The 22,044-nt window shown below is 43.9% G+C and carries 18 protein-coding genes; 10 read left to right on the top strand and 8 right to left on the bottom strand.

All coding sequences use genetic code 11. The features are described 5' to 3' along the window. Positions 1-88 precede the first annotated feature (88 nt). The 3 genes from ACLI09_RS12030 to ACLI09_RS12020 are packed head-to-tail and all read right to left on the bottom strand — an operon-like array spanning position 89 to position 5,808. Positions 89-1,174 (bottom strand): efflux RND transporter periplasmic adaptor subunit, encoded by a 1,086-nt coding sequence (locus ACLI09_RS12030; RefSeq protein WP_411419873.1) that lies wholly within the window; start codon positions 1,172-1,174, stop codon positions 89-91. A gap of 1 nt (position 1,175) precedes the next feature. Further along, entirely contained in the window at positions 1,176-4,412 is a 3,237-nt protein-coding gene (locus tag ACLI09_RS12025) for an efflux RND transporter permease subunit (protein ID WP_411419872.1), read from the bottom strand. A 13-nt stretch (positions 4,413-4,425) separates the two neighbouring features. Further along, complete coding sequence (locus ACLI09_RS12020) at positions 4,426-5,808, bottom strand: TolC family protein (RefSeq protein ID WP_411419871.1); 1,383 nt, start codon at positions 5,806-5,808, stop codon at positions 4,426-4,428. A 150-nt stretch (positions 5,809-5,958) separates the two neighbouring features. Here ACLI09_RS12020 and ACLI09_RS12015 point away from each other — a divergent pair, with 150 nt between their 5' ends. Together ACLI09_RS12015 and ACLI09_RS12010 are read left to right on the top strand one after the other, a co-directional pair. Further along, positions 5,959-6,987, top strand: coding sequence for a sensor histidine kinase (locus tag ACLI09_RS12015; RefSeq protein ID WP_411419870.1), 1,029 nt, complete (start codon positions 5,959-5,961; stop codon positions 6,985-6,987). Next, complete coding sequence (locus ACLI09_RS12010) at positions 6,984-7,688, top strand: LytR/AlgR family response regulator transcription factor (protein WP_411419869.1); 705 nt, start codon at positions 6,984-6,986, stop codon at positions 7,686-7,688. The genes ACLI09_RS12015 and ACLI09_RS12010 overlap by 4 nt, the downstream gene beginning before the upstream one ends. A 36-nt stretch (positions 7,689-7,724) precedes the next feature. On the opposite strand, the gene ACLI09_RS12005 is transcribed toward ACLI09_RS12010, so the two are convergent. After that, positions 7,725-9,149: an ATP-dependent RecD-like DNA helicase gene (locus ACLI09_RS12005; protein ID WP_411419868.1), complete on the bottom strand. Its 1,425-nt coding sequence runs from the start codon at positions 9,147-9,149 to the stop codon at positions 7,725-7,727. Positions 9,150-9,357: 208 nt separating this feature from the next. Between ACLI09_RS12005 and ACLI09_RS12000 the strand changes: the two genes are divergently transcribed. From ACLI09_RS12000 to ACLI09_RS11985, 4 genes are all read left to right on the top strand, one after another. After that, complete coding sequence (locus ACLI09_RS12000) at positions 9,358-10,161, top strand: DUF3822 family protein (protein ID WP_411419867.1); 804 nt, start codon at positions 9,358-9,360, stop codon at positions 10,159-10,161. After that, positions 10,158-10,754: a 16S rRNA (guanine(966)-N(2))-methyltransferase RsmD gene (gene rsmD, locus ACLI09_RS11995; RefSeq protein WP_411419866.1), complete on the top strand. Its 597-nt coding sequence runs from the start codon at positions 10,158-10,160 to the stop codon at positions 10,752-10,754. The genes ACLI09_RS12000 and rsmD overlap by 4 nt, the downstream gene beginning before the upstream one ends. 76 nt (positions 10,755-10,830) lie before the next feature. Continuing rightward, on the top strand, positions 10,831-11,511 hold the full coding sequence (locus ACLI09_RS11990; RefSeq protein WP_411419865.1) for an FRG domain-containing protein: 681 nt from the start codon (positions 10,831-10,833) through the stop codon (positions 11,509-11,511). A 1-nt stretch (position 11,512) separates the two neighbouring features. After that, positions 11,513-12,118: a hypothetical protein gene (locus ACLI09_RS11985; RefSeq protein WP_411419864.1), complete on the top strand. Its 606-nt coding sequence runs from the start codon at positions 11,513-11,515 to the stop codon at positions 12,116-12,118. Positions 12,119-12,224: 106 nt separating this feature from the next. Here ACLI09_RS11985 and ettA read toward each other — a convergent pair whose 3' ends face one another. The 3 genes from ettA to ACLI09_RS11970 all read right to left on the bottom strand — a co-directional run bounded on the left by ettA (position 12,225) and on the right by ACLI09_RS11970 (position 15,085). Further along, on the bottom strand, positions 12,225-13,916 hold the full coding sequence (gene ettA, locus ACLI09_RS11980; protein WP_411419863.1) for an energy-dependent translational throttle protein EttA: 1,692 nt from the start codon (positions 13,914-13,916) through the stop codon (positions 12,225-12,227). Positions 13,917-14,006: 90 nt separating this feature from the next. After that, positions 14,007-14,183 (bottom strand): CAL67264 family membrane protein, encoded by a 177-nt coding sequence (locus ACLI09_RS11975; protein WP_411419929.1) that lies wholly within the window; start codon positions 14,181-14,183, stop codon positions 14,007-14,009. A 68-nt stretch (positions 14,184-14,251) separates the two neighbouring features. Beyond that, a complete protein-coding gene (locus tag ACLI09_RS11970; RefSeq protein WP_411419862.1) occupies positions 14,252-15,085 on the bottom strand; it encodes a S1 RNA-binding domain-containing protein in 834 nt (277 codons plus the stop codon). Positions 15,086-15,239: 154 nt separating this feature from the next. Between ACLI09_RS11970 and prmA the strand changes: the two genes are divergently transcribed. Together prmA and ACLI09_RS11960 are read left to right on the top strand one after the other, a co-directional pair. Beyond that, positions 15,240-16,076: a 50S ribosomal protein L11 methyltransferase gene (prmA, locus tag ACLI09_RS11965; RefSeq protein WP_411419861.1), complete on the top strand. Its 837-nt coding sequence runs from the start codon at positions 15,240-15,242 to the stop codon at positions 16,074-16,076. 18 nt (positions 16,077-16,094) lie between these two features. After that, on the top strand, positions 16,095-16,364 hold the full coding sequence (locus ACLI09_RS11960) for an ATP-dependent Clp protease adaptor ClpS (RefSeq protein WP_411419860.1): 270 nt from the start codon (positions 16,095-16,097) through the stop codon (positions 16,362-16,364). A gap of 46 nt (positions 16,365-16,410) precedes the next feature. Here ACLI09_RS11960 and ACLI09_RS11955 read toward each other — a convergent pair whose 3' ends face one another. Continuing rightward, positions 16,411-16,941 carry a hypothetical protein gene (locus ACLI09_RS11955; RefSeq protein WP_411419859.1) on the bottom strand — a complete coding sequence of 177 codons (531 nt, stop codon included), beginning with the start codon at positions 16,939-16,941 and terminating at the stop codon, positions 16,411-16,413. A gap of 552 nt (positions 16,942-17,493) precedes the next feature. Between ACLI09_RS11955 and ACLI09_RS11950 the strand changes: the two genes are divergently transcribed. Together ACLI09_RS11950 and ACLI09_RS11945 are read left to right on the top strand one after the other, a co-directional pair. After that, the gene (locus ACLI09_RS11950; RefSeq protein ID WP_411419858.1) at positions 17,494-18,942 is read left to right on the top strand and encodes a T9SS type A sorting domain-containing protein; all 1,449 of its coding nucleotides are present in this window, start codon (positions 17,494-17,496) and stop codon (positions 18,940-18,942) included. A 124-nt stretch (positions 18,943-19,066) separates the two neighbouring features. Next, a complete protein-coding gene (locus ACLI09_RS11945) occupies positions 19,067-21,865 on the top strand; it encodes a triple tyrosine motif-containing protein (RefSeq protein ID WP_411419857.1) in 2,799 nt (932 codons plus the stop codon). The last annotated feature ends 179 nt before the right edge of the window (positions 21,866-22,044 follow it).

The raw sequence follows: 22,044 nt of genomic DNA, 5'->3' as shown, positions 1-22,044 counted from the left end.
ATCCTGACTAAAAAAGAGGAGCCCCGCACTCACCCTGCGGGACTCCTCACCAAACAAAAATTACTATGAAGTAAAATCCTAAAAATCTTTACTTAATAACCGTGTCGCCATCTCGCATTTCCTCACTTGCGGCTTTTACCAGCTTTTGGTTTACAGTAAGGCTGTCACTGTATATTTCTATATTGTCGCCATACTCGCGGCCTTTAACTATCCCGGTGCGGTGCAGCTTGTCGCCGTCTACCGTTACCACATAGGTACGCTCACTGCTGCTAACCACGGCTGTTTTAGGCACTACAAAGGTGCTGTCTTTAGCGTTAAGCGGCAGTATAACCTCGGCCACCATACCCGGCAACAGCTTTTTGTCTTTATTTATAACGTCCATCTCCACACGCTCGCTGCGTAATTTTTGGTCTAATGCACCGCTACGGCGGGCAATCTTGGCAGTAAAGGTTTCGTTAGGCAACGGAATTACCTTAAACTGTACCGCGTCGTTGTCGCCCAGGTAAGCGGTATACATTTCCGGTACCGATACCGCCAGCCTCAGTTTTTGCTGATCCTGTATGGTAAGCAATGGCGCTGTACTTCCGGCGCCGGCAGGGCCTACATAAGCACCCGTATTTACATTACGGGCTGATATTACCCCATCAAAAGGCGCGCGTATCTGCAGGTAGCTTTGCATTACCTGTATCTCTTTATAAGCGGCTTTAGCGGCCTGTAGCTGGGCATAGTCGCTGCTTTTGCGTGAAAGCGAAACATCAAGGTCGTTTTTAGATATGGTACCCTCTACCTTACTGGTTTCTAAAACGCGGTTGTAGGTGGCATTACTGGCTGTATAAACAGCTTCGGCAGCGTGCAGGCGGCTTTCGGCGGCGGCAAGCTGCGAACTTACCTCCGGCGCTTCGAGCACAATAAGCAACTGCCCGGCCTTAACCTGGCTGCCTATGTCTACCTTAAGCTCTTTTACAAAGCTGCTTACTTTAGCATAAATATCCGTTTGGCGAAAGCCCTGTAATTCTGCCGGAAGGCGTACCTCACTCGACATTTTTTGTTTTTGAAGGCTAAATGTTTCTGTTGGTGTTTCAGGTGCAGGTGCGGCTTCTTTCTTTTCTTCGCCGCAGCTGTATAATAAAAGCAGTGCTAAGGCTGCAGATGAAAGTAGGGTGAACTTTTTCATATTATTGGTGTGAGGGTATATAATGTTTACTTTCTTCGTCTTCCGGGTCTAATGATGGTGATTGTGTGCTGGCCTTGCCTTGCGCCCATGCAAAAATAACGGGCAGTATGACCAGTACGGTTATGGTAGAGAATAATAGTCCACCGATAACCGCACGGCCCAGTGGCGATACCTGCTCGCCGCTCTCGCCGTGGCCTATGGCCATTGGTAACATACCGGCTATCATGGCTACTGATGTCATGATGATGGGGCGCAGACGTATAGAGGCAGCCTCCCGTGCTGCTTTAAGGGCATCACCGCCATTCTCCTTTCGGAGGTGTTCGGCATTGGTAATCAGCAATACCGCGTTGGCAATAGATACTCCAACGGACATAATGATACCCATATACGATTGCAGGTTTAGCGTAGAGCCGGTTGCCAGTAATAACAGCAACGACCCCAGCACCACCGCCGGAACAGCCGTAAGGATAACCAGCGACACACGGAACGACTGGAAATTAGCGGCCAGCATCAGGAAGATAACAATAACCGCCACAAGTAGCCCCGTTTCCAGGCTGCCCATGGTTTCTTCGAGCACTACGCCCAATCCGATGGGGTTTACAAACAGGCCTCGTGGCAGTTCACCCAGGCCGCCAATGGCTTTCTTTACGTCGTTAGATGCGGTGCCAAGGTCGGTGTGGTCGATGTTCGCCGTTACCGAAATGTAGGGCATGGCACCTACGTTGTCATTTTCGCCGTGCGTATCTACGTGTGTTATGGTAGCTACATCGCCCAGTACGGGACGCAGCTGGTTTTTAAGCAGCGGAATATTTTTGATATCTTCTTCAGTACTCATCTGGTCGAGCGGCACCTGCACCTGCACATTATACGACAGGCCGGCTTTTTCGTCAATCCAGGTATTTTTCTCGGTATAGCGCGATGAAGACGTACTGGCAATCAGCGAGCGCGAAATGTCGCTCATATCCACACCCAGCTGTGCCGCACGCACACGGTCTATCTCTATATTAAGGGCCGGATAATGTATGGGCTGCGCTATCTGTATATCCCGGAAATATGGTTTCTGTTTCAGTTCGGCAATCAGCTTATTGGCATATTGCTCGTTGGTTGCCTTATTCTTGCCGGCAAAGCGCACCTCTATTGGAGTGGGCGAACCCTGGCTCAGTACCTTATCGGTTAGCTCTATCGGCTCGAATGATACTTTAAGGTCCGGAGCTACTTTGGCTATCCTTTTGCGGAGCTCGTCTTTAAACTCATCCATATCATGGTGGTAGTCTTTTAGCGCCACCTGAAACACCGCTTCATGAGGGCCCGACATGAATAAATATATAGGCGAAACCGAGTATAGCGACGGGTGCATACCCACATATACCGATGATATGCCCACGTGCTCCTTGCCTACCGTGTTCTCAATTTCTTTAAGCACCTTGAGGGCTTTTTCTTCGGTGCGCTCCATACGGGTACCGTAGGGCGCACGGATGCGCAGCTGGAACTGGCTGCTGTTTACCTTAGGGAACACATCGCGGCCTATTACGTTTATAAGCAGTACCGCAATACCGGTAATACCTATTAAATAAGCTATGCCGATGAATTTACGCTTTGGCAGCAATCGGTCGATAAGCCTCATGAAACGGATACGGAATTTTTCGAAACCGCTTACCTTGCCGTTGTTGTCATAATCTTCCCTTTCGGAAAGCGCATCTTTATGCACATATACCTCTTCGGCAGGAACGGTAAGTTCTTTGTTGTGATGTTTTTTGTCGTGGTGCGATTTCATTACCCAGTTGGCCATAACAGGCACAAACGTCTGCGAAAGCAAAAACGAGATGATCATACTAAACCCAATAGCCAGTGCCAATGGCAGAAACAGCGCGCCCGGTATGCCGCCCATGGTAAAGGCCGGGGCAAACACAGCAAGTATACAGAGTAAGATTAGCAATTTAGGAAGTGCAATTTCCTTACAGGCCTCCCAGATGGCGAGCGCCTTGGGCTTGCCCATATCCAGGTGCTGGTGGATGTTCTCTATTGTTACGGTACTTTCATCTACCAGTATGCCTATGGCAAGCGCAAGGCCCGACAGCGACATAAGGTTGATGGTTTGCCCGAACAATTTAAGGAACAATACCCCTGATATTACCGAGATAGGTATGGTTAGGATAACGATAAGCGCGGCACGGCGGTCGCCCAAAAACAGGATAACCATAAGCCCGGTAAGCACCGCCCCTATTGCACCTTCGGTAATGAGGCTTTTAACTGAGTTGATAACGTAAACCGACTGGTCAAATTCATACGAAATGGTTACGTCCGGAGGTAAGGTGCTCTGTATTTTCGGCAGGCTGGCCTTAAGGTTTTTTACCACATCCCAGGTTGAGGCATCGCCGGCTTTGGCAATACTTACATACACCGACCGCTTGCCATTAATCAGGGCATAGCCGTTAGTAACGTCGGCACCGTCTTTAACGGTGGCTACATCACCCAGGTAAAGGTTTTGCACCGCGCCCTTAAAAATAGGCACTTTTTCAAAATCCTTAATGGTATGTATGGTATTGTTTGTGGGGGTAAGGTAGTTTTTATCGCCTATGCGCACGTTGCCCGAGGGGGCGGTCTGGTTATTCAAACGCAGCGCTTCCACAATCTGGTCGGGTGTGAGGTTAAAAGAGTTTAGCTTGGCGGGGTCTACGTTTATTTCAATAGTACGCGGGCTGCCCCCAAACGGTGGCGGCGAAAGCAGGCCGGGTATGCTGGTAAAACTGGCACGCACATATACGTTAGCCAAATCCTGCAACTCATTATTGGTACGTATCTTACTGCTGAGTACCAACTGCCCAACCGGTAATGATGAGGCATCAAAACGGATGACAAACGGCGGCTGCGACCCCGGCGGGAAAGCGGCCTGAATACGGTTACTTAATGCCGAAAGCTCAGCGGCAGCCTGTGCCATATTTGTGCCTTCATAGTAGCTTACCTTCATCAGGGTAAGGCCCTGTATGTTTTTTGTCTCTATGCTTTTAACGCCATTGGCAAAAAGCATGATGTTAATATAGTTCTTAGCAAAGTACGACTCCATCTGGTCTGGCGTATAGCCGCTAAACGGGTGGGCAAGGTATATAACCGGCAGGTTCATCTGCGGCAAGATATCTACCTTGATGGTGCGTACGGCGCTTATCCCGAAGAAAAAGAGCCCGGCCACCAGCACCAGTATTGATATGGGTTTGCGTAGTGCAAAACGTATTAAATTCATTTCAGTAAGGTAATTATAGTTCGTTTATAAACAGGTTGATATCACCCGACGCAGCCGCCTTCATCAGCAATGCCTGCCACACATTGGTATAAATAACATCACGGTCAGTCTCCGCACGGTTTAGCGTATAGAGCGCCTGGGTAACATCTACCAGATTGGTTAGCCCGTTTTTATATAAGGTGGTGCGTTGCAGGTAGGCCTGTTGCGCGGCGCGTACCTGTCGTGGTGCTTCGGCATAATTTTCGAGCGCGAAGCCAAAGCGTGCATTGGCGGCATCAAGCTGCGCGGCAAGCTGGGTGTCTATGGCCTTATATTCTTCTTCAAGCCCTTCGGATATCAGCTTTTGGGCGCTCACTTTTTTAGACGAGCGGGCTATGGTGGTAAGGTTCCAGGTAATGCCAACGCCCATAAGGTAGTTTTGGCGGGTAGGATTTATACCGTCAAAGTAATTTTGAGTGTATGAATTTTGATTAGAAGCATAATCCGCGTTAAACCCTGATGCCCTTGTCTGGAACACGCCAAACAGGCTCATGGTGGGCCAGTATTCACGGCGGAACAGCTTTTCCTGCTGGTTGCTGTAATTTATACGGCTTTTATAAAACTGTCGAATCGGGTTGTTTTCGGCAGGCAGCTCCTCCCCTGTCAGCGTAGCCTTAGGCACGCGTGCCACAAGTGTGGTATCGGCAGTAAAATCGGCCGGGGCTACTCCCATGAGGCGCACCAATTCGGCATTTTGCATTTTTACCTGTTCGCGAAGCTGGTTCAGGGCTATCCTGGCGCGGGATACCTCAGCGGAAGCGAGTGTGGAGTCTACGCCCGGTAACAGGCCTGTGCGTACACGCACCGCGGCATTGTTAAGTATTACTGTGGTGCGGTCCAGGTTTTTTTGCTGGGAAATCAACAACCTCTGGCTCGCAAGCAGGTTAAGGTAGGCGGCAGCAATGCGCACCTTTTGCTGAAATTGTTCCTGCTCAAAATCCTTCGTCTGGCGCTCTACATCGGCCTTAGCCAGGTTAATGCGTTGTTTCATCCGCCCGAAAGTAAAAAAGTCCCAGTTTACGTTAGCGAGGTACAGGGCACCAAATGCGGCGTTCCAGTTTTGCTCCGGCAGCGGCAATCCTGATGAGGCGACGCCGAGGCCGCCAAAACCATAAAGCGGGCCATTTTGCCCATTTACAGTACCATAATCCTGCTGGGCAGCAAGGTTAAGGTTCGGCAGGTACTCACGCCGGGTTTGTTTTACGGTTTCGGCAGCGGCTTCGGCATATTTTCCTTTAGCTTTTACCAAACCGTAGTTTGCCATACCGGTAGCTATAGCGTCCTTAAGGGAAAGGTTCTGGCTATAGCCCTGCACGGCGACGATTAAAAGAAGCAACATAATTCTCGTAAGGCGCATGTAAATTATTTTAAGTAAACAATTTTTTTGTAGTACAAAGGTATAACAGCAAATATTTAAACAAACGTTTAAAGTGATGAATGCAATTCATCACACATTTTAGTACTGTTAGTGCAATAAGTATTTACTTTGTAGTGTATTAATATACTTATGAAGCTAACATTTAAGAATATTATAGATAACAAGTGGTGGCAGGAAGTGCTTATACTTGTATTCAGCTTTATACTCTTTACGCTAAACGACTGGATTTTGATAAAATCCTGGAAAGGCGTATGGAGCGGGTTTTTATACTTCTTGCTGTTGTACGGCCATGCGCAGCTTAACCGCTGGCTGCTTTTGCCCATATTGCTTAAAAAGCATAAGCCGCTGCTGTATGCTATGGCAAGTGCCGGGCTGGTATTTGTATTTTCGCTGTTAATGTACCAGGTTACTAACCTGTGGATTTATAAAAACTGTTTCCTCTACAAATCGAGTGAGCAGCAAAGTTACTTTTTCCAGTCTGCTACACTTGTGGCTACGCTAATCTGCATACTTTCTGTGCTTATAATTTTAAAATTCTACAGGGACCGCAAAAAGCTCGACAGCGAAAAACTGCTGTACAACCAGGCACAGATTAACTCGCTTAAGGAGCAGCTTAACCCACACTTTTTATTTAATACGTTTAATACCCTATACGGCATAAGCCTGCAATACCCTGAACGCACGCCCGAGCTTATTATGCACGTATCGCAGCTGATGCGCTACCAGCTGGAAAGCAACGAGAGGCAGTGTGTACCCCTGGAAGACGAAATTAACTTTATAAGCAGCTACGTGCAGCTTGAAAAAGAACGTGTAGGCTACCGCTGCGCTATTACCATGAACACTGATGTTGACGATGAAGGCGCCTACAAAATACCGCCGATGCTGCTGATATGTTTTATTGAAAACGCCTTTAAGCACGGAGCCTGCACTATAGAAAAGTGTTTTGTGGATATTAATATCATGGTGAAAGACGGCAAACTGAACCTTGTGGTTAAAAACTCGGTACCTGAAAATAAAAGTGAAGTGGTATCTACAAAAATAGGCATCCGCAATACTACAGAGCGCCTTAACCTGCAATATGGCAGCAACTATTCGCTGGACATAAAGGAGGGCAGAACATTTGAAGTACATTTACAATTACAGCTAAAACGCCTATGAGCAGTGCCGCTAAAATACAGTGCATTATTGTAGACGATGAGCCTGCTGCACATTATGTGCTCGCAAATTATATTAAGCAAAATCAAGAGCTGGAATTAGTATTTGAGGCATATAATGGCCTCGAAGCATTACAATACCTTGAAAGCCATAACCCGCAGTTAATGTTTTTAGATATAGATATGCCGGGCCTGAGCGGTATGGAATTGCTTAAAAAGCTAAACAACCCGCCACGCACTGTACTTACCACGGCCTACAGCGAGTTTGCCCTTGAAAGTTATGACTATGGCGTGATGGACTACCTGCTGAAACCTATTTATTATCCCAGGTTTGTAAAAAGCCTGAAACGCTTTTTTGAACTTACTACGCAGCATGAAGTTGTAGATGATACACCTGCAACCGGAGGAATTTCGGTAAAGGTAGACAGCGACATTATTGAAATAGAGCTTGAACAGGTACTTTATGCGCAGAGTTTTGGCAATTATGTAAAGATATTTACCCCACGCCGCTACTACCTGGCTACCATAACCACAAATGAACTGGAACGTTTACTCCCCTCTGCCCATTTTATGAGGGCGCATAAATCATACATAGTCGCGCTTGACAAAGTAGACGAGGTGCATAAAGACCACCTTGTTATCCGCCGTACCGAAGTGCCCATAGGTATAACCTACAGGAGGGAACTTATTGAGAGGCTTAAGTAATTATTTTAAATTTTGAATGGTGAATGGAGCGCATTGCTACTCCTCAAAACTCTCATCCTTAAACCCTATCAGGTACAGCCTGTCTTTAGCCCTTGTAATCGCAGTGTACAGCCAGCGGATATAATCCCGGTCAATACCCTCCGGCAGGTAGGGCTGCTCTATAAACACCGTGTTCCACTGCCCACCCTGGCTTTTGTGGCAGGTAATGGCATAACTGAATTTTACTTGGAGCGCATTAAAATGCGGATTGGCCTTTATCTTTAAAAAACGTTTGAACTGGGTAGGCTCATCGGCAAAATCGGCCAGCACCTCCTGGTACAGGCGGTTGCTGTCTTCATAGGTTAGCGAGGGCGACTCGCTCGTAAGCGTGTCCAGCAGCAGGTAGGTTTCCAGCGGAGGCTGGCTGGGGTAATCTACAAGGCGGACTTTCACTCTTGCAAACTTAAAGCCGTACAGCTCCTCCATGCGGAAAATCTCCAGCACTTCTATAATGTCGCCATTGGCAATAAAGCCGGCTTCGCTCTTTTCATCAAGCCAGAAATAGTTATTCTTTACCACCATCAAAAAATCTCCGGTAGAAAGTTCGTTCTCACGGTCAAGTATTCGGGTGCGTATCTGCTGGTTGTAGGCATTGGCGCGCTTGTTAGACCGCACTATGAACGCAGTATCTTCTATGCTGTAATTGCTGTAGGCGCTGTGTATGGCATCCTGAATATCGTAACCGTCGCTAAGGCGCACAATATCCTTAAACCCGCGCAGGTTGAATTTAAACGTGTCAAAAAAAGCGGTCTTGAGCAGTTCCCGCAGTTCGGTGGCATTGTATAATATACCCGACTTCTCACCCTGTCGCATAACTTCGTCCAATTCAATATGCTGTACATCTTTAAAATACGTTTGTGCCAGCTGGCGTTCGTCGAGTGCTGGGCTAAGGTCGGAGTTTACCGGGGGCAGCTGTGCCGTATCGCCCACAAAAATCATCTTGCAGTTCTGTCCGTTGTATACATAGCTCATCAGGTCGTCCAAAAGCGAGTTGCTTTCAAACATCTTAGAATCGGTAGGCGTGTCAGATATCATAGAGGCCTCATCGACAATAAAAATGGTGTCCTTAAACTTATTTTGCTGCATGGTAAAACCCATGGTGCCACCATTGCCTTTCTTGGGAAAATAGATGCGCTTGTGTATGGTATATGCAGGCTTGTTAGAGTAGCCCGCTATTACCTTAGCTGCACGGCCCGTAGGCGCGAGGAGCACATATTTTTTACCGGCATCTATAAGGTGGTTTACCACCGTGGCAATTATGGTAGTCTTGCCCGTACCGGCATAACCCTTAAGCACAAATAGGTTATCGCGGTTGCCGCTCACCACAAAATGGGCAATCTGCTGAAAGAAAATGTCCTGTTTTACCGTGGGGCTAAACGGGAAGTTTTGCCTCAGTATCTTATAAAACAGCGCATCGTTCATTAATAGGAAGTGTTATATTTTGTAGCCCAAAGATAGGGTTATATTTCGGAATTGCCGTTTGCCGAATTGTTTTGATAAGCCACGAATTGCACTAATTTAACGAATTTAGCCATCCTCTATAAATTAGTGCAGTTCGTGCAATTCGTGGCAAAATAATCTGCTCCTTAAACTAAAAAGAATGTAAATTTGCAACCAATCGCGCTTACTTATGGATAACGGCATTACCACAAAAAATTACAAAAAACTCGTGCTGCAGGCTGCGGCATCGGGTGTGTCATTTTGTGTGCTCGATACCCTTAACCATGAGGTAAAGCAGCTGGAGCACTTCCCCTTTATAAAAACCGCGCCAATTGACGATGAGCTGTGGCGGCTGTTTATGAAGTTCCCCGAAATGCGCCTGCGGTATGACGAAATCATAGTATTGCACGACAATGCCTTTAATACCGCTGTACCTACCGCACTGTTTGACGAAGCCTATCCCGGCAGTTACCTGCAATACAGCACCCGCGTGTTTGAGGCCGACGTATATGCCTGGGATGCCTTGGGCAGCTATGACATTACCAATGTGTATGTGCCGCTCATGAACATCAACAACTACCTAATTGACCGCCTCGGCGCTTTTGAGTATAAAAATACCAACAGCATCCTTATTGAAAAGCTACTGGATGCCTCGGCAAACGCAGTTGAAAAACAGGTATTTGTACACATACAGCCCGGCCATTTTGAAATTGTAATTACCCACGGGCAAAAGCTGTTGCTCTTCAACTCGTTTGAATATGCAAGCCCCGAAGATTTTTTATACTACCTGCTCTTTACCATGGAGCAGCTTGCGCTAAACCCCGAAACGGTAAGTGTTTGGCTGCTGGGCAACATTTCTGCCGAAAGCACGCTGTATGCACTGGCGTATACCTACATTCGCAACCTGGCGTTATATGATGCATCGGCGCTGGCAGCCAAATGGCAGCTTACCCCCGAGGAAGCCCTAACCAACTTTATCTTACTGAACGCATGAGGATTATTTCCGGAAAATATAAGGGGCACCGCATCATGGCACCCAAAAACCTGCCGGTGCGCCCCACTACCGACATGAGCAAGGAGAGCTTGTTTAACATACTGGGCAACCGCTTTGACTTTGAAGGCCTTAAGGTGCTCGACCTTTTTAGCGGCACGGGCAACCTAAGCTATGAGTTCGCTTCCCGCGGGGCTGTGGCCATTACGGCTGTAGATGCCGACTTTGGTTGTATAAAATTCATTAAGCAAACGGCGGCGGGCTTTGGGTTCAACATCTCGGCCGTAAAAAATGACGTGTATAAATTCCTGAAAGGGCACAAGGCCGTATACGATATTATTGTGGTAGACCCACCCTACAACTTTACCCAGCAGCAGTTTGAAGATATTGTTACGCTGGTATTTGAGAGTGAGCTCCTTAACGAAGATGGCATGATGATTATAGAGCACAGCAAGCATACTAAAATGAACCACCTGATGAATTTTTCGTTCGAAAAGAAATACGGCGGCAGCGTGTTTACGTTTTATGAGTTTGACCAGGATGTAAGCGAGGAACCCTCCTATAAAGATACTGATACCGAAGAGGATGAGATCTAAGATGCGGCTTTAGGGCCGTATTTTTTTTGTGGGGATATTTTTGTTAGATTTGAAGGAACCAATTTTAAAATTTTGAATGCAAGTCTACACTATTGAAGATTTTTATATCTTTCTAAAAACCTATACAGAAACAAAGGACAACTTAATATACAGAGGTGTTCAAAGTTCAAATTTCAAATTAATTCCATCCATTGGAAGACTGAAAAGTCAAAAAGGAAAGGCTTTAGATGTTATAGCCGAAAAAAGAATGCTTGATATTTTCAAACATAGAGCCTATCCGTACCTTAAAGATTATAAAGATGATGATTTAGAAATACTGTCAATTGCACAACATCACGGATTGCCCACAAGATTACTTGATTGGACAAAAAACCCTTTAATCGCAATATATTTTGCTGTCGAAGAGCCATTTATAAATAATGAGGAAACTGACTATAGTTGTGTATATATACACAAGACCGATACTCTCGTTAAATTAAGCCAAAATTTTGATCCATTTGACATTAAAAATGTTACACGATATGTTCCTAAACATTGGGATAACAGAATTATTTCTCAAGGTGGACTTTTCACAGTACACAATAACCCTTACGATGAATGGGTTCCAAAGGATTTACAAAAAATACTTATTCATAAAGATATACGAAAATCTATTAAGATTACATTGAATAGATTTGGAATAAATCCAGGAACAGTTTATCCTGACTTAGATGGAGTTGCTAAACATATAAAATGGTTAAGAACCGATATACATTAATATGGAAAAAATTAATTGGATACAATTAGGTTTAGGCTTTTTAAGTGGAGGAGCTTTTGGAGCTTTAATAAAACAATTTTTTGATAACAGAAGAAATAGACTTCAACCCATTGCGAAATCTGTTGAAATAAAACCATTTTACGATTCTTCTAATAATGAAATTTTTAATTCTAGTATTGTACTATCCGATGGAAGTGACGATTATAAGTTCGAAAGAATTTTTATTTGTAGTATAAAAATTATTAATTCAGGATTACATGATTTTGAAAAATTTAGTTTTGGTATAACGGGAGCAAAAGATGCCAAATTTATATCTATAAAAGGAAATTCCAAAGACAGACATCATCAAATCAATTTTAGCAATAAGCCATCTCTAAATAATCAAATAGAAAATTTTGATGTAAGCTTACTCCCGTTTAATAGAAAAGATTATTATAGTTTTGACTTGCTTGTGACAACATCAGAAATTGACATAAATCCAAAAAACATAAAAATTAGTTGTCCACATGCGATAAAATGGGTTGATATATCAAGCCTAGGTAAATCTTTACTAGAAATTACAGGCGAATTCATTGGTAGTTCAGCTTCGATAACTTTTAGGATTTAACAAATTTATATTTATCAAATACAAAACCCCACTCTTCACGAGCGGGGTTCTCTATAATTATCCGGTCGGTCATGCCTTTCGACTTCACGACCTTAAAACTTTAGACTTATCGAATAAGCTTTTTATACTTAATACGCTTCGGTGTTAAATCTCCGCCAAGGCGTTTTTTGCGGTTCTCCTCATATTCAGAGAAGCTGCCTTCAAAAAAGTAGATCTCCGAGTTGTTTTCAAACGCCAGTATGTGGGTACACACCCTATCCAGGAACCAGCGGTCGTGGCTGATAACCACGGCACAGCCGGCAAAGTTTTCAAGGCCCTCTTCAAGCGCGCGCAGTGTGTTGATGTCAAGGTCGTTGGTAGGCTCATCCAGCAGGAGCACGTTGCCTTCTTCCTTAAGCGTCATGGCAAGGTGCAGCCTGTTGCGCTCCCCACCCGAAAGGGTGTTCACCTTTTTGTTCTGGTCGCTGCCGCCAAAGTTAAAGCGGCTCAAATACGCGCGGCTGTTAACCTGCCTGCCCCCCATCATTACCAGCTCCTGCCCGTCGGCAAAGTTCTCCCATATCGACTTGTTAGGGTCGATGTTAGAATGGCTTTGGTCTACATAGGCAATCTTCACGGTTTCGCCTACAACAAACTCGCCGTTATCAGGCTCCAGCTCGCCCATTATCATTTTAAAGATGGTAGTTTTACCCGCACCGTTTGGCCCGATGATGCCCACAATACCCGCCTGCGGCAGCGTAAAGTTAAGGTCGTCATACAACAGCCTGTCGCCAAAACCTTTGGCAACGCCTTTAGCTTCGATAACATTCGTACCCAACCTTGGCCCGTTCGGTATATATATTTCCAGTTTCTCGTCCAGTTCTTTCTGGTCTTCATTTAATAGTCGGTCGTAGTTTTGCAAACGCGCTTTTTGCTTGGTCTGGCGGCCTTTAGCGCCCTGGCGCACCCAGTCAAGCTCACGCTCAAGGGTCTTGCGGCGCTTAGAGGCGGTTTTCTCCTCCTGCTCCAGGCGTTTGGCTTTCTGGTCAAGCCATGAAGAGTAGTTACCCTTCCACGGGATGCCCTCGCCACGGTCAAGTTCAAGAATCCATCCGGCTACGTTATCAAGGAAATAACGGTCGTGTGTTACGGCGATAACCGTACCCGCATATTGCGACAAGTGTTGCTCCAGCCACAGTACGCTCTCGGCGTCAAGGTGGTTGGTAGGCTCATCTAATAATAACACATCCGGCTGCTGAAGCAGCAGGCGGCACAGGGCCACACGCCTCTTTTCACCACCCGAAAGCACCTTTATAGGGGTATCGGGCTCTGGTGTGCGCAGTGCATCCATAGCTATTTCAAGCTTGGTGTCGAGCTCCCACGCGCCGCTGGCGTCTATCTTATCCTGAAGGAGTGCCTGGCGTTCCATCAGCTTATCCATCTTATCGGGGTCTTCATATACCTCCGGGTCGCCAAAGCTGTCGTTTATCTTGTTGAACTCATCCAGCAACGCTACCGTTTCGGCCACGCCTTCGCGCACTACCTCAATAACGGTTTTGTTTTCGTCAAGCTGCGGTTCCTGCTCCAGGTAGCCCACGGTATACCCGGGAGAAAATACCACATCGCCCTGGTAGCTTTTGTCTACCCCGGCAATAATCTTTAGCAGTGATGATTTACCTGAACCGTTAAGGCCCAGGATGCCTATTTTTGCCCCGTAAAAAAAGCTAAGGTAAATGTCCTTAAGCACGGGTTTCTGTGCCCCCTGATACGTTTTATTAACGCGGGACATGGAGAATATTACTTTCTTATCGTCGCTCATATGTTATGTTTGATTGTTTTTTGGTTTAAAGTTTCAGATTTGCTTCGCCAGTTCGGCAAAGGCCTCGGGTAAGGTTGCTTAATCGGTCGGTCACACGCGCCCCTTAAGAGCGTTAAACACCCAGGCAATGGCGAAAAAGCCTATGCCCACGGCCCCGAAGCCATAACCGGCTATGTCATCATATCTAAATGCGCCCAGGCCAATAAGCAATACCCCCATCACCATCATTATAAATGTAGCCCAACCCAATACTGTATTCTTGTTCATCATCCTGTTCTATCTATTTAAAAAGCAAATATCGGTAAAGTTTAATTATTTTGAAAATGGCGCTTATTTTAAGACTTAACCAGGTATATACCGTCTTCTTTTATTTCGATAAGCCTTTGCCTGTATAGTGTTCCAATCGCTTTTTTGAACGACTTCTTACTCATTTTAAGCACGGTCTTTATATCCTCAGGGTGGCTGTCGTCCGTAAGGCGGAGGAAGCCGCGGCTGGCGCGCAGTTCGTCGAGTATTTTTTCAGCATTAGGCTCTATGCTTTCAAAGCCGGGTTTTTGCAGGGTAACGTCTATCTTATTATCAGGGCGTATGGTTTTTACATAACCCACTATGCGGTCACCCAGGCGAAGATCGTCATACACCTCGCTCTGGTACAGCAGGCCCTTATACTTTCCGTTGATGATTACGTTAATACCAAGGTCGGTAAAATGCGACACGATAAGGTCTACCTCCTCGCCTTCGGTTACATCAAGGTTTTCGTTTTTAATAAACTGGTTCAGCTTGCTGCTGCCCACCAGGCGGTTGCTTTTTTCGTCGATATGCATATGCACCAGGTAGCGTTTGCCCTGCTCCATGGGCCTGGCCTGCTCACGGAAAGGCACAAAAAGGTCTTTCTCAAGGCCCCAGTTCATAAACGCGCCCACGTTGTTTACATAGCTTACGCGAAGCAATGCAAAGTCGTTCAGCTTTATATAAGGCTCTAATGTAGTAGCTACAGGACGTTCCTCCTGGTCAAGGTATACAAAGGCGGTAAATGCTTCGCCCTCCTGCCATTGTTCAGGCACATATTTGTTAGGCAACAGCACATCGGTAGTGCCATCGGTAAGGTAAAGCCCTACGCTGGTACCCCGGGCTATGGTAAGAGTATTAAATTTTCCTATCTCAATCATCCAAAAATCATTATAAGGCGCAAAGGTAATGATTTAACTATTGAAGATTGAAAGATTTAAAAATTGAAGGCCGGAAAACTCACGAGAATTGATCCATTAAACAATTGCTACATTGATAAATTACTTCGTAACTTTGCCCAAATTTTTTTACCCCATGGCTGAATTAGCATATATAGGTTACCATTTTACCATCGAACCCAAAGACCCTGCCGCCGAGATACTGATGGCCGAACTGGGCGAAACCCCGTTTGAAAGCTTTGAGGAAACCGAAACCGGCCTGAGCGCCTACATACAAAAACAGTTCTGGACGGAGGATGTGCTTAACGACATTTATATATTACAGTCGCCGGAGTTTAAAATTACGTATACTGTTGAGGATATCGAGCAGGTAAACTGGAACGAAGAGTGGGAAAAGAATTTTGAGCCGATAGAGGTAAGCAATGCCTGCCGCATACGTGCTCCCTTCCACGAATATAAGGACGTGCAATATGATATTGTTATAGAGCCTAAGATGAGCTTTGGCACAGGCCACCATGAAACCACCTTTATGATGGCGCAGCACCTGCTTGAAACCGATGTTACCGGTAAAAAAACGCTTGATATGGGCTGTGGTACCGCCATACTCGCCATACTTGCCGAAATGAAGGGTGCCCAGCCCATTGATGCCATAGACATTGACAACTGGTGCTACCTGAACTCGATAGAGAACGCCGAGCGTAACAACTGTAAACACATTACCGTATATGAAGGTGACGCAGCATTACTTAAAGGTAAAAATTATGATGTGATAATAGCCAACATAAACCGTAACATTCTGCTTAACGATATGCAGCAGTATGTGGACTGCCTTAACAAAGACGGCATATTATTACTGAGCGGTTTTTATGAAGAAGACATCCCTTTTATAGATGCATCGTGTACCGAAAAGGGGCTTACGTTTGTAAAAAAGCTGCAAAAAAATAATTGGGTTGCGCTAAAATATGTAAATTAGCATTTTAAATAATTGAAGATGAGCACTAAAGTATTAGAAGAAGTACAGGTTGAAGAAGCCGTATCTACTAACAACGAAATTGTGTTGTTTAATGATGATGTAAATACATTTGACCATGTTATAGAAACCCTTATACGGGTTTGCAGCCATACCGCAGAACAGGCAGAGCAGTGTGCCTTACTGGTACACTATAAGGGCAAATGCACCGTAAAAACCGGTGCAATAGCCGATTTAGAGCCACAATGCAGTTCGCTGCTTCAGGCCGGGCTTAGCGCGGAGATAATATAAAAAAGGGATGCAGTTGCATCCCTTTTTATTATAGCGCCCTTCGCTATTATTTCTCAAACACATAAGTAGTGCTTCCTGAATTATAAAAAGCTTCACCATCATCATTCCTGTCAGGGTATGTTGATAAAATATTATCCTCGGTATAGGTAAGCTGGTTTCCCGCTTTTACTAATGTTATTACCTGGTCGTCGCCATTCTGGTCTTCATAGGCTGCAGATATTACAGCATTGTTACTGGTACCGGTTTGTATCTCCCATGTACCAGATGCCTGAAACGACTCCTTACACCCTACCGATCCATCTGAAGTATCAATAAGGATACCCGTAATGGTATAGGTAAATGTGCTGTCGCTGTTTAGCTTTATCCTCCCTGCATCATAACAGCCAGATTCCTCCATCTGGTTACTATGCTCTGTACCATCATCGTTAAAATCAGTTGCGGTTTCAGTATTAACCGCTTCAAGCTCATAGGTACCGGCAATACCTACATCGTTACTTTCGTTGTCATCATCACTGCATGAAGTTAATGTAATAGCACCCAGTGCCAGTGCGCCTAATAAATAATGCATCTTTTTCATTTCAATTAAAATTTTGTGTGTTAGTACCCCAAAACTATAAATGAATTATCATCAACAATCACAACAAATTGACTTTAAAAAAACTTTAACTCATTAAAAAAGTTAAATTATATTGCAAAATATTCAACTTCAGCACCATACTCCATAAACTATCAAGTTTTAATTTTATAACAATACCAATCAAAATTAACAATAAATTTAACCTGGCATAACACAATAATGTTTTAAGTTAGTTTCATCCTAATATTAAGTTTTCAAATTTTATATTTATAAAACCAGGCAATTTCGCAATTGTAGCATTAAAAAACACACTACAACATTTCTCTAAAATTTAGTAATACAACTATACATTACCTATACAATTGCAAAACTATAACGTTGCACTATGTGGCTTATTGTCGTTATGACCCTTAAATAATCTATAGTAAATTCAAGGCTTGGCACCATTCATAAACAAACCTTTATTAATGTATAGTTTCTATATAGGCATTAAAATTATATCGTTTTCGTAGTTTGACTACTTTTACCCTACGAACCTTAATTTTACTTTTTATGAATTTAGAAAAATTACTTAATAATAAGTTGTGCAAAGGAATAGCTTTAGCTGGCTTATCATTGTTATCATTTACTAATGCACAGGCGCAAACAAACGTTACTGTTGACGCGAGTGCTACCTGGGTAGGCGGAATGCTTGTATATGACAACACGCCCCAACAACCTTATTTATGGTATAGCGACTGGGGTATAGACGATATTAAAACTGTAAGAAATACAACTGATAATACGTTAATTCTTTACCCAAATTATAATGTATATGGTACGGGCGATGACCCTACTTACTGGGCTAACGGAGAAATGGGCAATAAAATAATGCAGGGAATGAGTCTTGTTATTAACGATGCGCTTGTAGGCCAGCAGTTTACTTTTAGCGGTAATGTATTGAGCAATACCCTGGTTTCGGGCTATACGGCTACCGCGTTTGTAAAGGCACTTGACGCTAGCTGGGGGCTTATAAATGAAACTACTGCGGTTCTTGATCCTGGAAACTTTACTATATCGTACAACGCAGCTCAGTACCCGGGCGCGGCACACATTCAGTACGGCTTTTCTATAAAAGGCCTAAATGGTAACCCCGCAGCTATGGAAGCTAACGGAAATGTAGTGGTGGGAGCTGATGAGCCAGAAGTAACAAACCCCGGCGGAGACAGTGTTGACGTACCGGTAGATGCAAATGCAACATGGCTGGGTGCCATGCTTGTTTATGAGAACACTCCGGAACAACCCTACCTATGGTATAGCGACTGGGGTATTGATGATATTAAAACTGTAAGAAATACCGAGGCTAACACGGTAACCTTATACCCTAACTATAATGTTTACGGCACAGGCGATGACCCAACCTACTGGACCAATGGTGATCAAGGAAATAAAATAATGCTTGCAATCAGCTATATATTAGATGACACACTACTGAACCAAAAAGTTAACTTTAACGGCAACGTATCAAGCTATACGCTTGCGAGCGGATACACGGCAAAGGCATTTGTAAAAGTACTGGATGCGGGCTACGGGCTTATAAACGAGCAAACGACAGACCTTACAACAACGGGCGATTTTGCTGTAAATTATGACGCTACCGCGTTCCCAAATGCTGCACACTTACAATATGGCTTTATGGTAAGAGGCTTAAATGCTAACCCGGCCTTCATGGCGCAAAACGGAAATGTTGTTATTGGCCAACAGGCTGCATCAGTACAGGATTTTAACAAAAAAGCAATATCGGTTTACCCTAACCCGGCTACCGATGTGCTTAATGTAGCATCTCAAAACGATGCAATAAGCACTATACAAGTATACAACCTTATAGGCCAGCAGGTTATTAATGTAACACCTAATACTACCCTTGCAACTGTAAATGTTAGCGCCCTGAAAGCCGGGGTGTACATGGTAAACACTACGGTAAACGGCAAAACGAGTACTTCAAAATTCATCAAACAATAGTTTGATATCCATATTAGTTTTCTGAAAGTCGATAGTTTTTATGACCGCACCGCCACCAGCGGTGCGGTTTTTTATTTGCTTTTTCTTGTATATTCGTACAACCAAATCTCAATAAATATATATTTTGAAAAAGATTACCCTTATTTTAATCATTTTTTCATTTGTTACGGCTTTAGGGCAAGACCTCCCTCCCATTATAAAATACAGCACGACAACCTATGGCGCCGGTAACCAGAACTGGATGGTAAGCCAGGATACTAACGGCTACCTGTATTTTGCCAATAATGAGGGCCTGCTGGAATATAACGGCACCGCCTGGAGCCTTTACCCTACGCCAAATGAAACCATAATGAGGTCGGTCAAGGTTATAGGTAATAAAATTTATTGCGGGTTTTACATGGATTTTGGCTACTGGACCCGTAAAGCCGACGGTACTCTGGCCTATACTTCGCTAACAAAAAAAATCAGGAACCGCATCATAGACGATGAACAGTTTTGGAATATAGCACAATACGACCGTTGGGTAATGTTTCAAAGCCTTTCGCAGATTTTTATTTATGACACAAAATCAGGTGAGTTTAATATTATCAGTTCTGATACGGGCATGAACAAGGTCTTTACCGTAAACAATACCATATTGTACCAAACGTTTAACTCCGGCCTATATGAAATTGAGAACGGGCAAAGTAAACTGCTCAGTAAAGCTCCACTCTTTTTAAACAGCAAAGTGGTAAACATTTTCGGGAAAGACGATAGTTACCTTATAATCACACAATATGAAGGCTTTTACGAGCTAAAGAACGGCGTGCTTACACGGTGGGAAATATCCGCCGATGCCGAACTTAAAAATACCAGCATATACAGCAGCCAACTGCTTAGCGACGGCAGTTTTGCAATGGGCACCGTAAGCAATGGCATATTTATACTTTCGCCGCAGGGTGCGGTTAAATATCACATTACCCAAAGCAAGGGACTTAGCAACAACACGGCACTTTCAATGTTTGAAGATTCTGACAATAACCTTTGGCTGGGGTTAGATAATGGCATCAACTGCATCAATATGCAAAGCGCGGTGCATGGCTATGTAGACGATTCGGGTTTTTTAGGCACGGTATACACCGCCATGCTTTACCACGGCATAATGTATATAGGCACAAACCAGGGGCTTTTTTGCAAACCTTACCAGTCATCTGAGGATTTTAAATTTGTAGCTGGCACCAAAGGGCAGGTATGGTCGCTTTTTTTGTATGACGATACGCTTTTTTGCGGCCATGATTATGGCACGTTTATAATAAACGGCATGGTTTCCAAATCTATTTATTCTAATATAGGTACATGGAAATTTGAACCACACCCTACTAATAAAAACCTTATTGTACAGGGCAATTACCTGGGGTTATCAGTACTGGAGAAAACGCCCGAAGGCTGGAAATACCGCAATCGTATTGATGGTTTTGACAAATCGAGCCGGTTCTTTGCGATACGCAGAAACAACGAAATCTACGTAAGCCATGAGTATAAGGGCATTTACCGTGTAGATGTGAACGACGGTTTTACCAAAGCCAAAAAGATAACCGCATATAAAGAACCTGTTAAAGGGCGTAATGTAAGCCTGGCCAGTTTTAACGGCAGCGTATATTATGCCGGTAAAGAAGGTATTTACAAACTTAATGATACTACTAAAAAGTTTGAAAAACAGGAGCAGCTGTCAAAAATCTTTGGTAATGATGAATATACTTCCGGGAAACTGATACCGGATAACTCCAACAAACTGTGGTTCTTTACAAAAAACTACATCAATTACCTGTCCTGTGGTAAATTAAATTCAGATCTTAAGCACAGCGTTATACCCATACCTTCATCCATTACAAACTCTATGCTGGGCTATGAAAACATAACGCAGGTGTCGCCAAGTGTATACCTTATAGGCACTACAGACGGTTACTATACCATTAATATTAAAGACATTAAATTTAAAAAATATTCGGTTTATATTACTAACATCACGGCCAATGCGGTAAACAAAAACGCTTTTAACGTAAATGTAGCCGAAGAAGGCAACCTTAAACATGGCGAAAACAACCTTACTTTCGCCTTTACGCTGCCGGAATACAGTAAGTATGTAAATGCAGAATTTCAGTATAAGCTGGAGGGATTGCAGGAGGACTGGAGCGAATGGAATGGCCGCTCTACCGTGAACTTTAAAAACCTTTCGTCAGGCTACTACGTGTTTAAAGTGCGTGCAAAAACAGGTAATTCCCAGTCGGTAAATACCGCAGCATATGCGTTTTATATCCAAAAACCTTGGTATGCTACAACCGTGGCGCTCATAATTTACCTTATTATTGCGCTTATTGCCGCCTACATGGTTAACCGGGCATATAAAAACTATTATCAGCAGCAGCGTGAAAAACTGATTGAAGAAAACAATCGCCTACTGGAAATTAAAGAGCTTGAGAATGACCAGGAACTCATGCGACTTAAAAATGAACAGCTACAGCAGGAATTTGAAAACAAAAACCGCGAGCTTGCAGTAAGCACCATGAACCTTATAAAGAAAAATGAGTTGCTCAGTGCCATAAAAGACGACCTTAAAAAAACTACCGAGGGCGACCGTAGCCTAAAATCAGTTATCACAACCATTAATAAAAATATTAATGAAGATGATACATGGGATATGTTTAAAGAGGCATTTAATAACGCCGATAAAGACTTTTTAAAGAAGATTAAAAAAGAACATGCCGCACTTACACCAAATGACTTAAGGCTGTGTGCTTACCTCAGGCTTAACCTTTCGTCTAAGGAAATAGCCCCTTTACTAAACATTTCAGTGCGTAGTGTTGAGATAAAGCGATATCGTTTGAGGAAAAAAATGGATTTAGCGCACGAACTGGGGCTTGTTGAGTATATATTGTCAATTTGACAAAAACTCAACAGTATTGCATTTTACCTATACAACACCTATACAGATTGTATAATTACAAGGTTTTCGCTTCGATATTGAGAACATTAAAATTTATGTAAAAGTCTGTTAACAGTGCGTTAACAGGCTTTTCTGCTACTTATTCATTAAAAATTACAGATTGTATATTTTTTGTAGGG

This window comes from Flavobacterium sp. RHBU_24, from assembly GCF_046613695.1.
GTDB lineage: Bacteria > Bacteroidota > Bacteroidia > Flavobacteriales > Flavobacteriaceae > Flavobacterium.
This window is presented reverse-complemented; position numbering and strand designations above follow the sequence as displayed.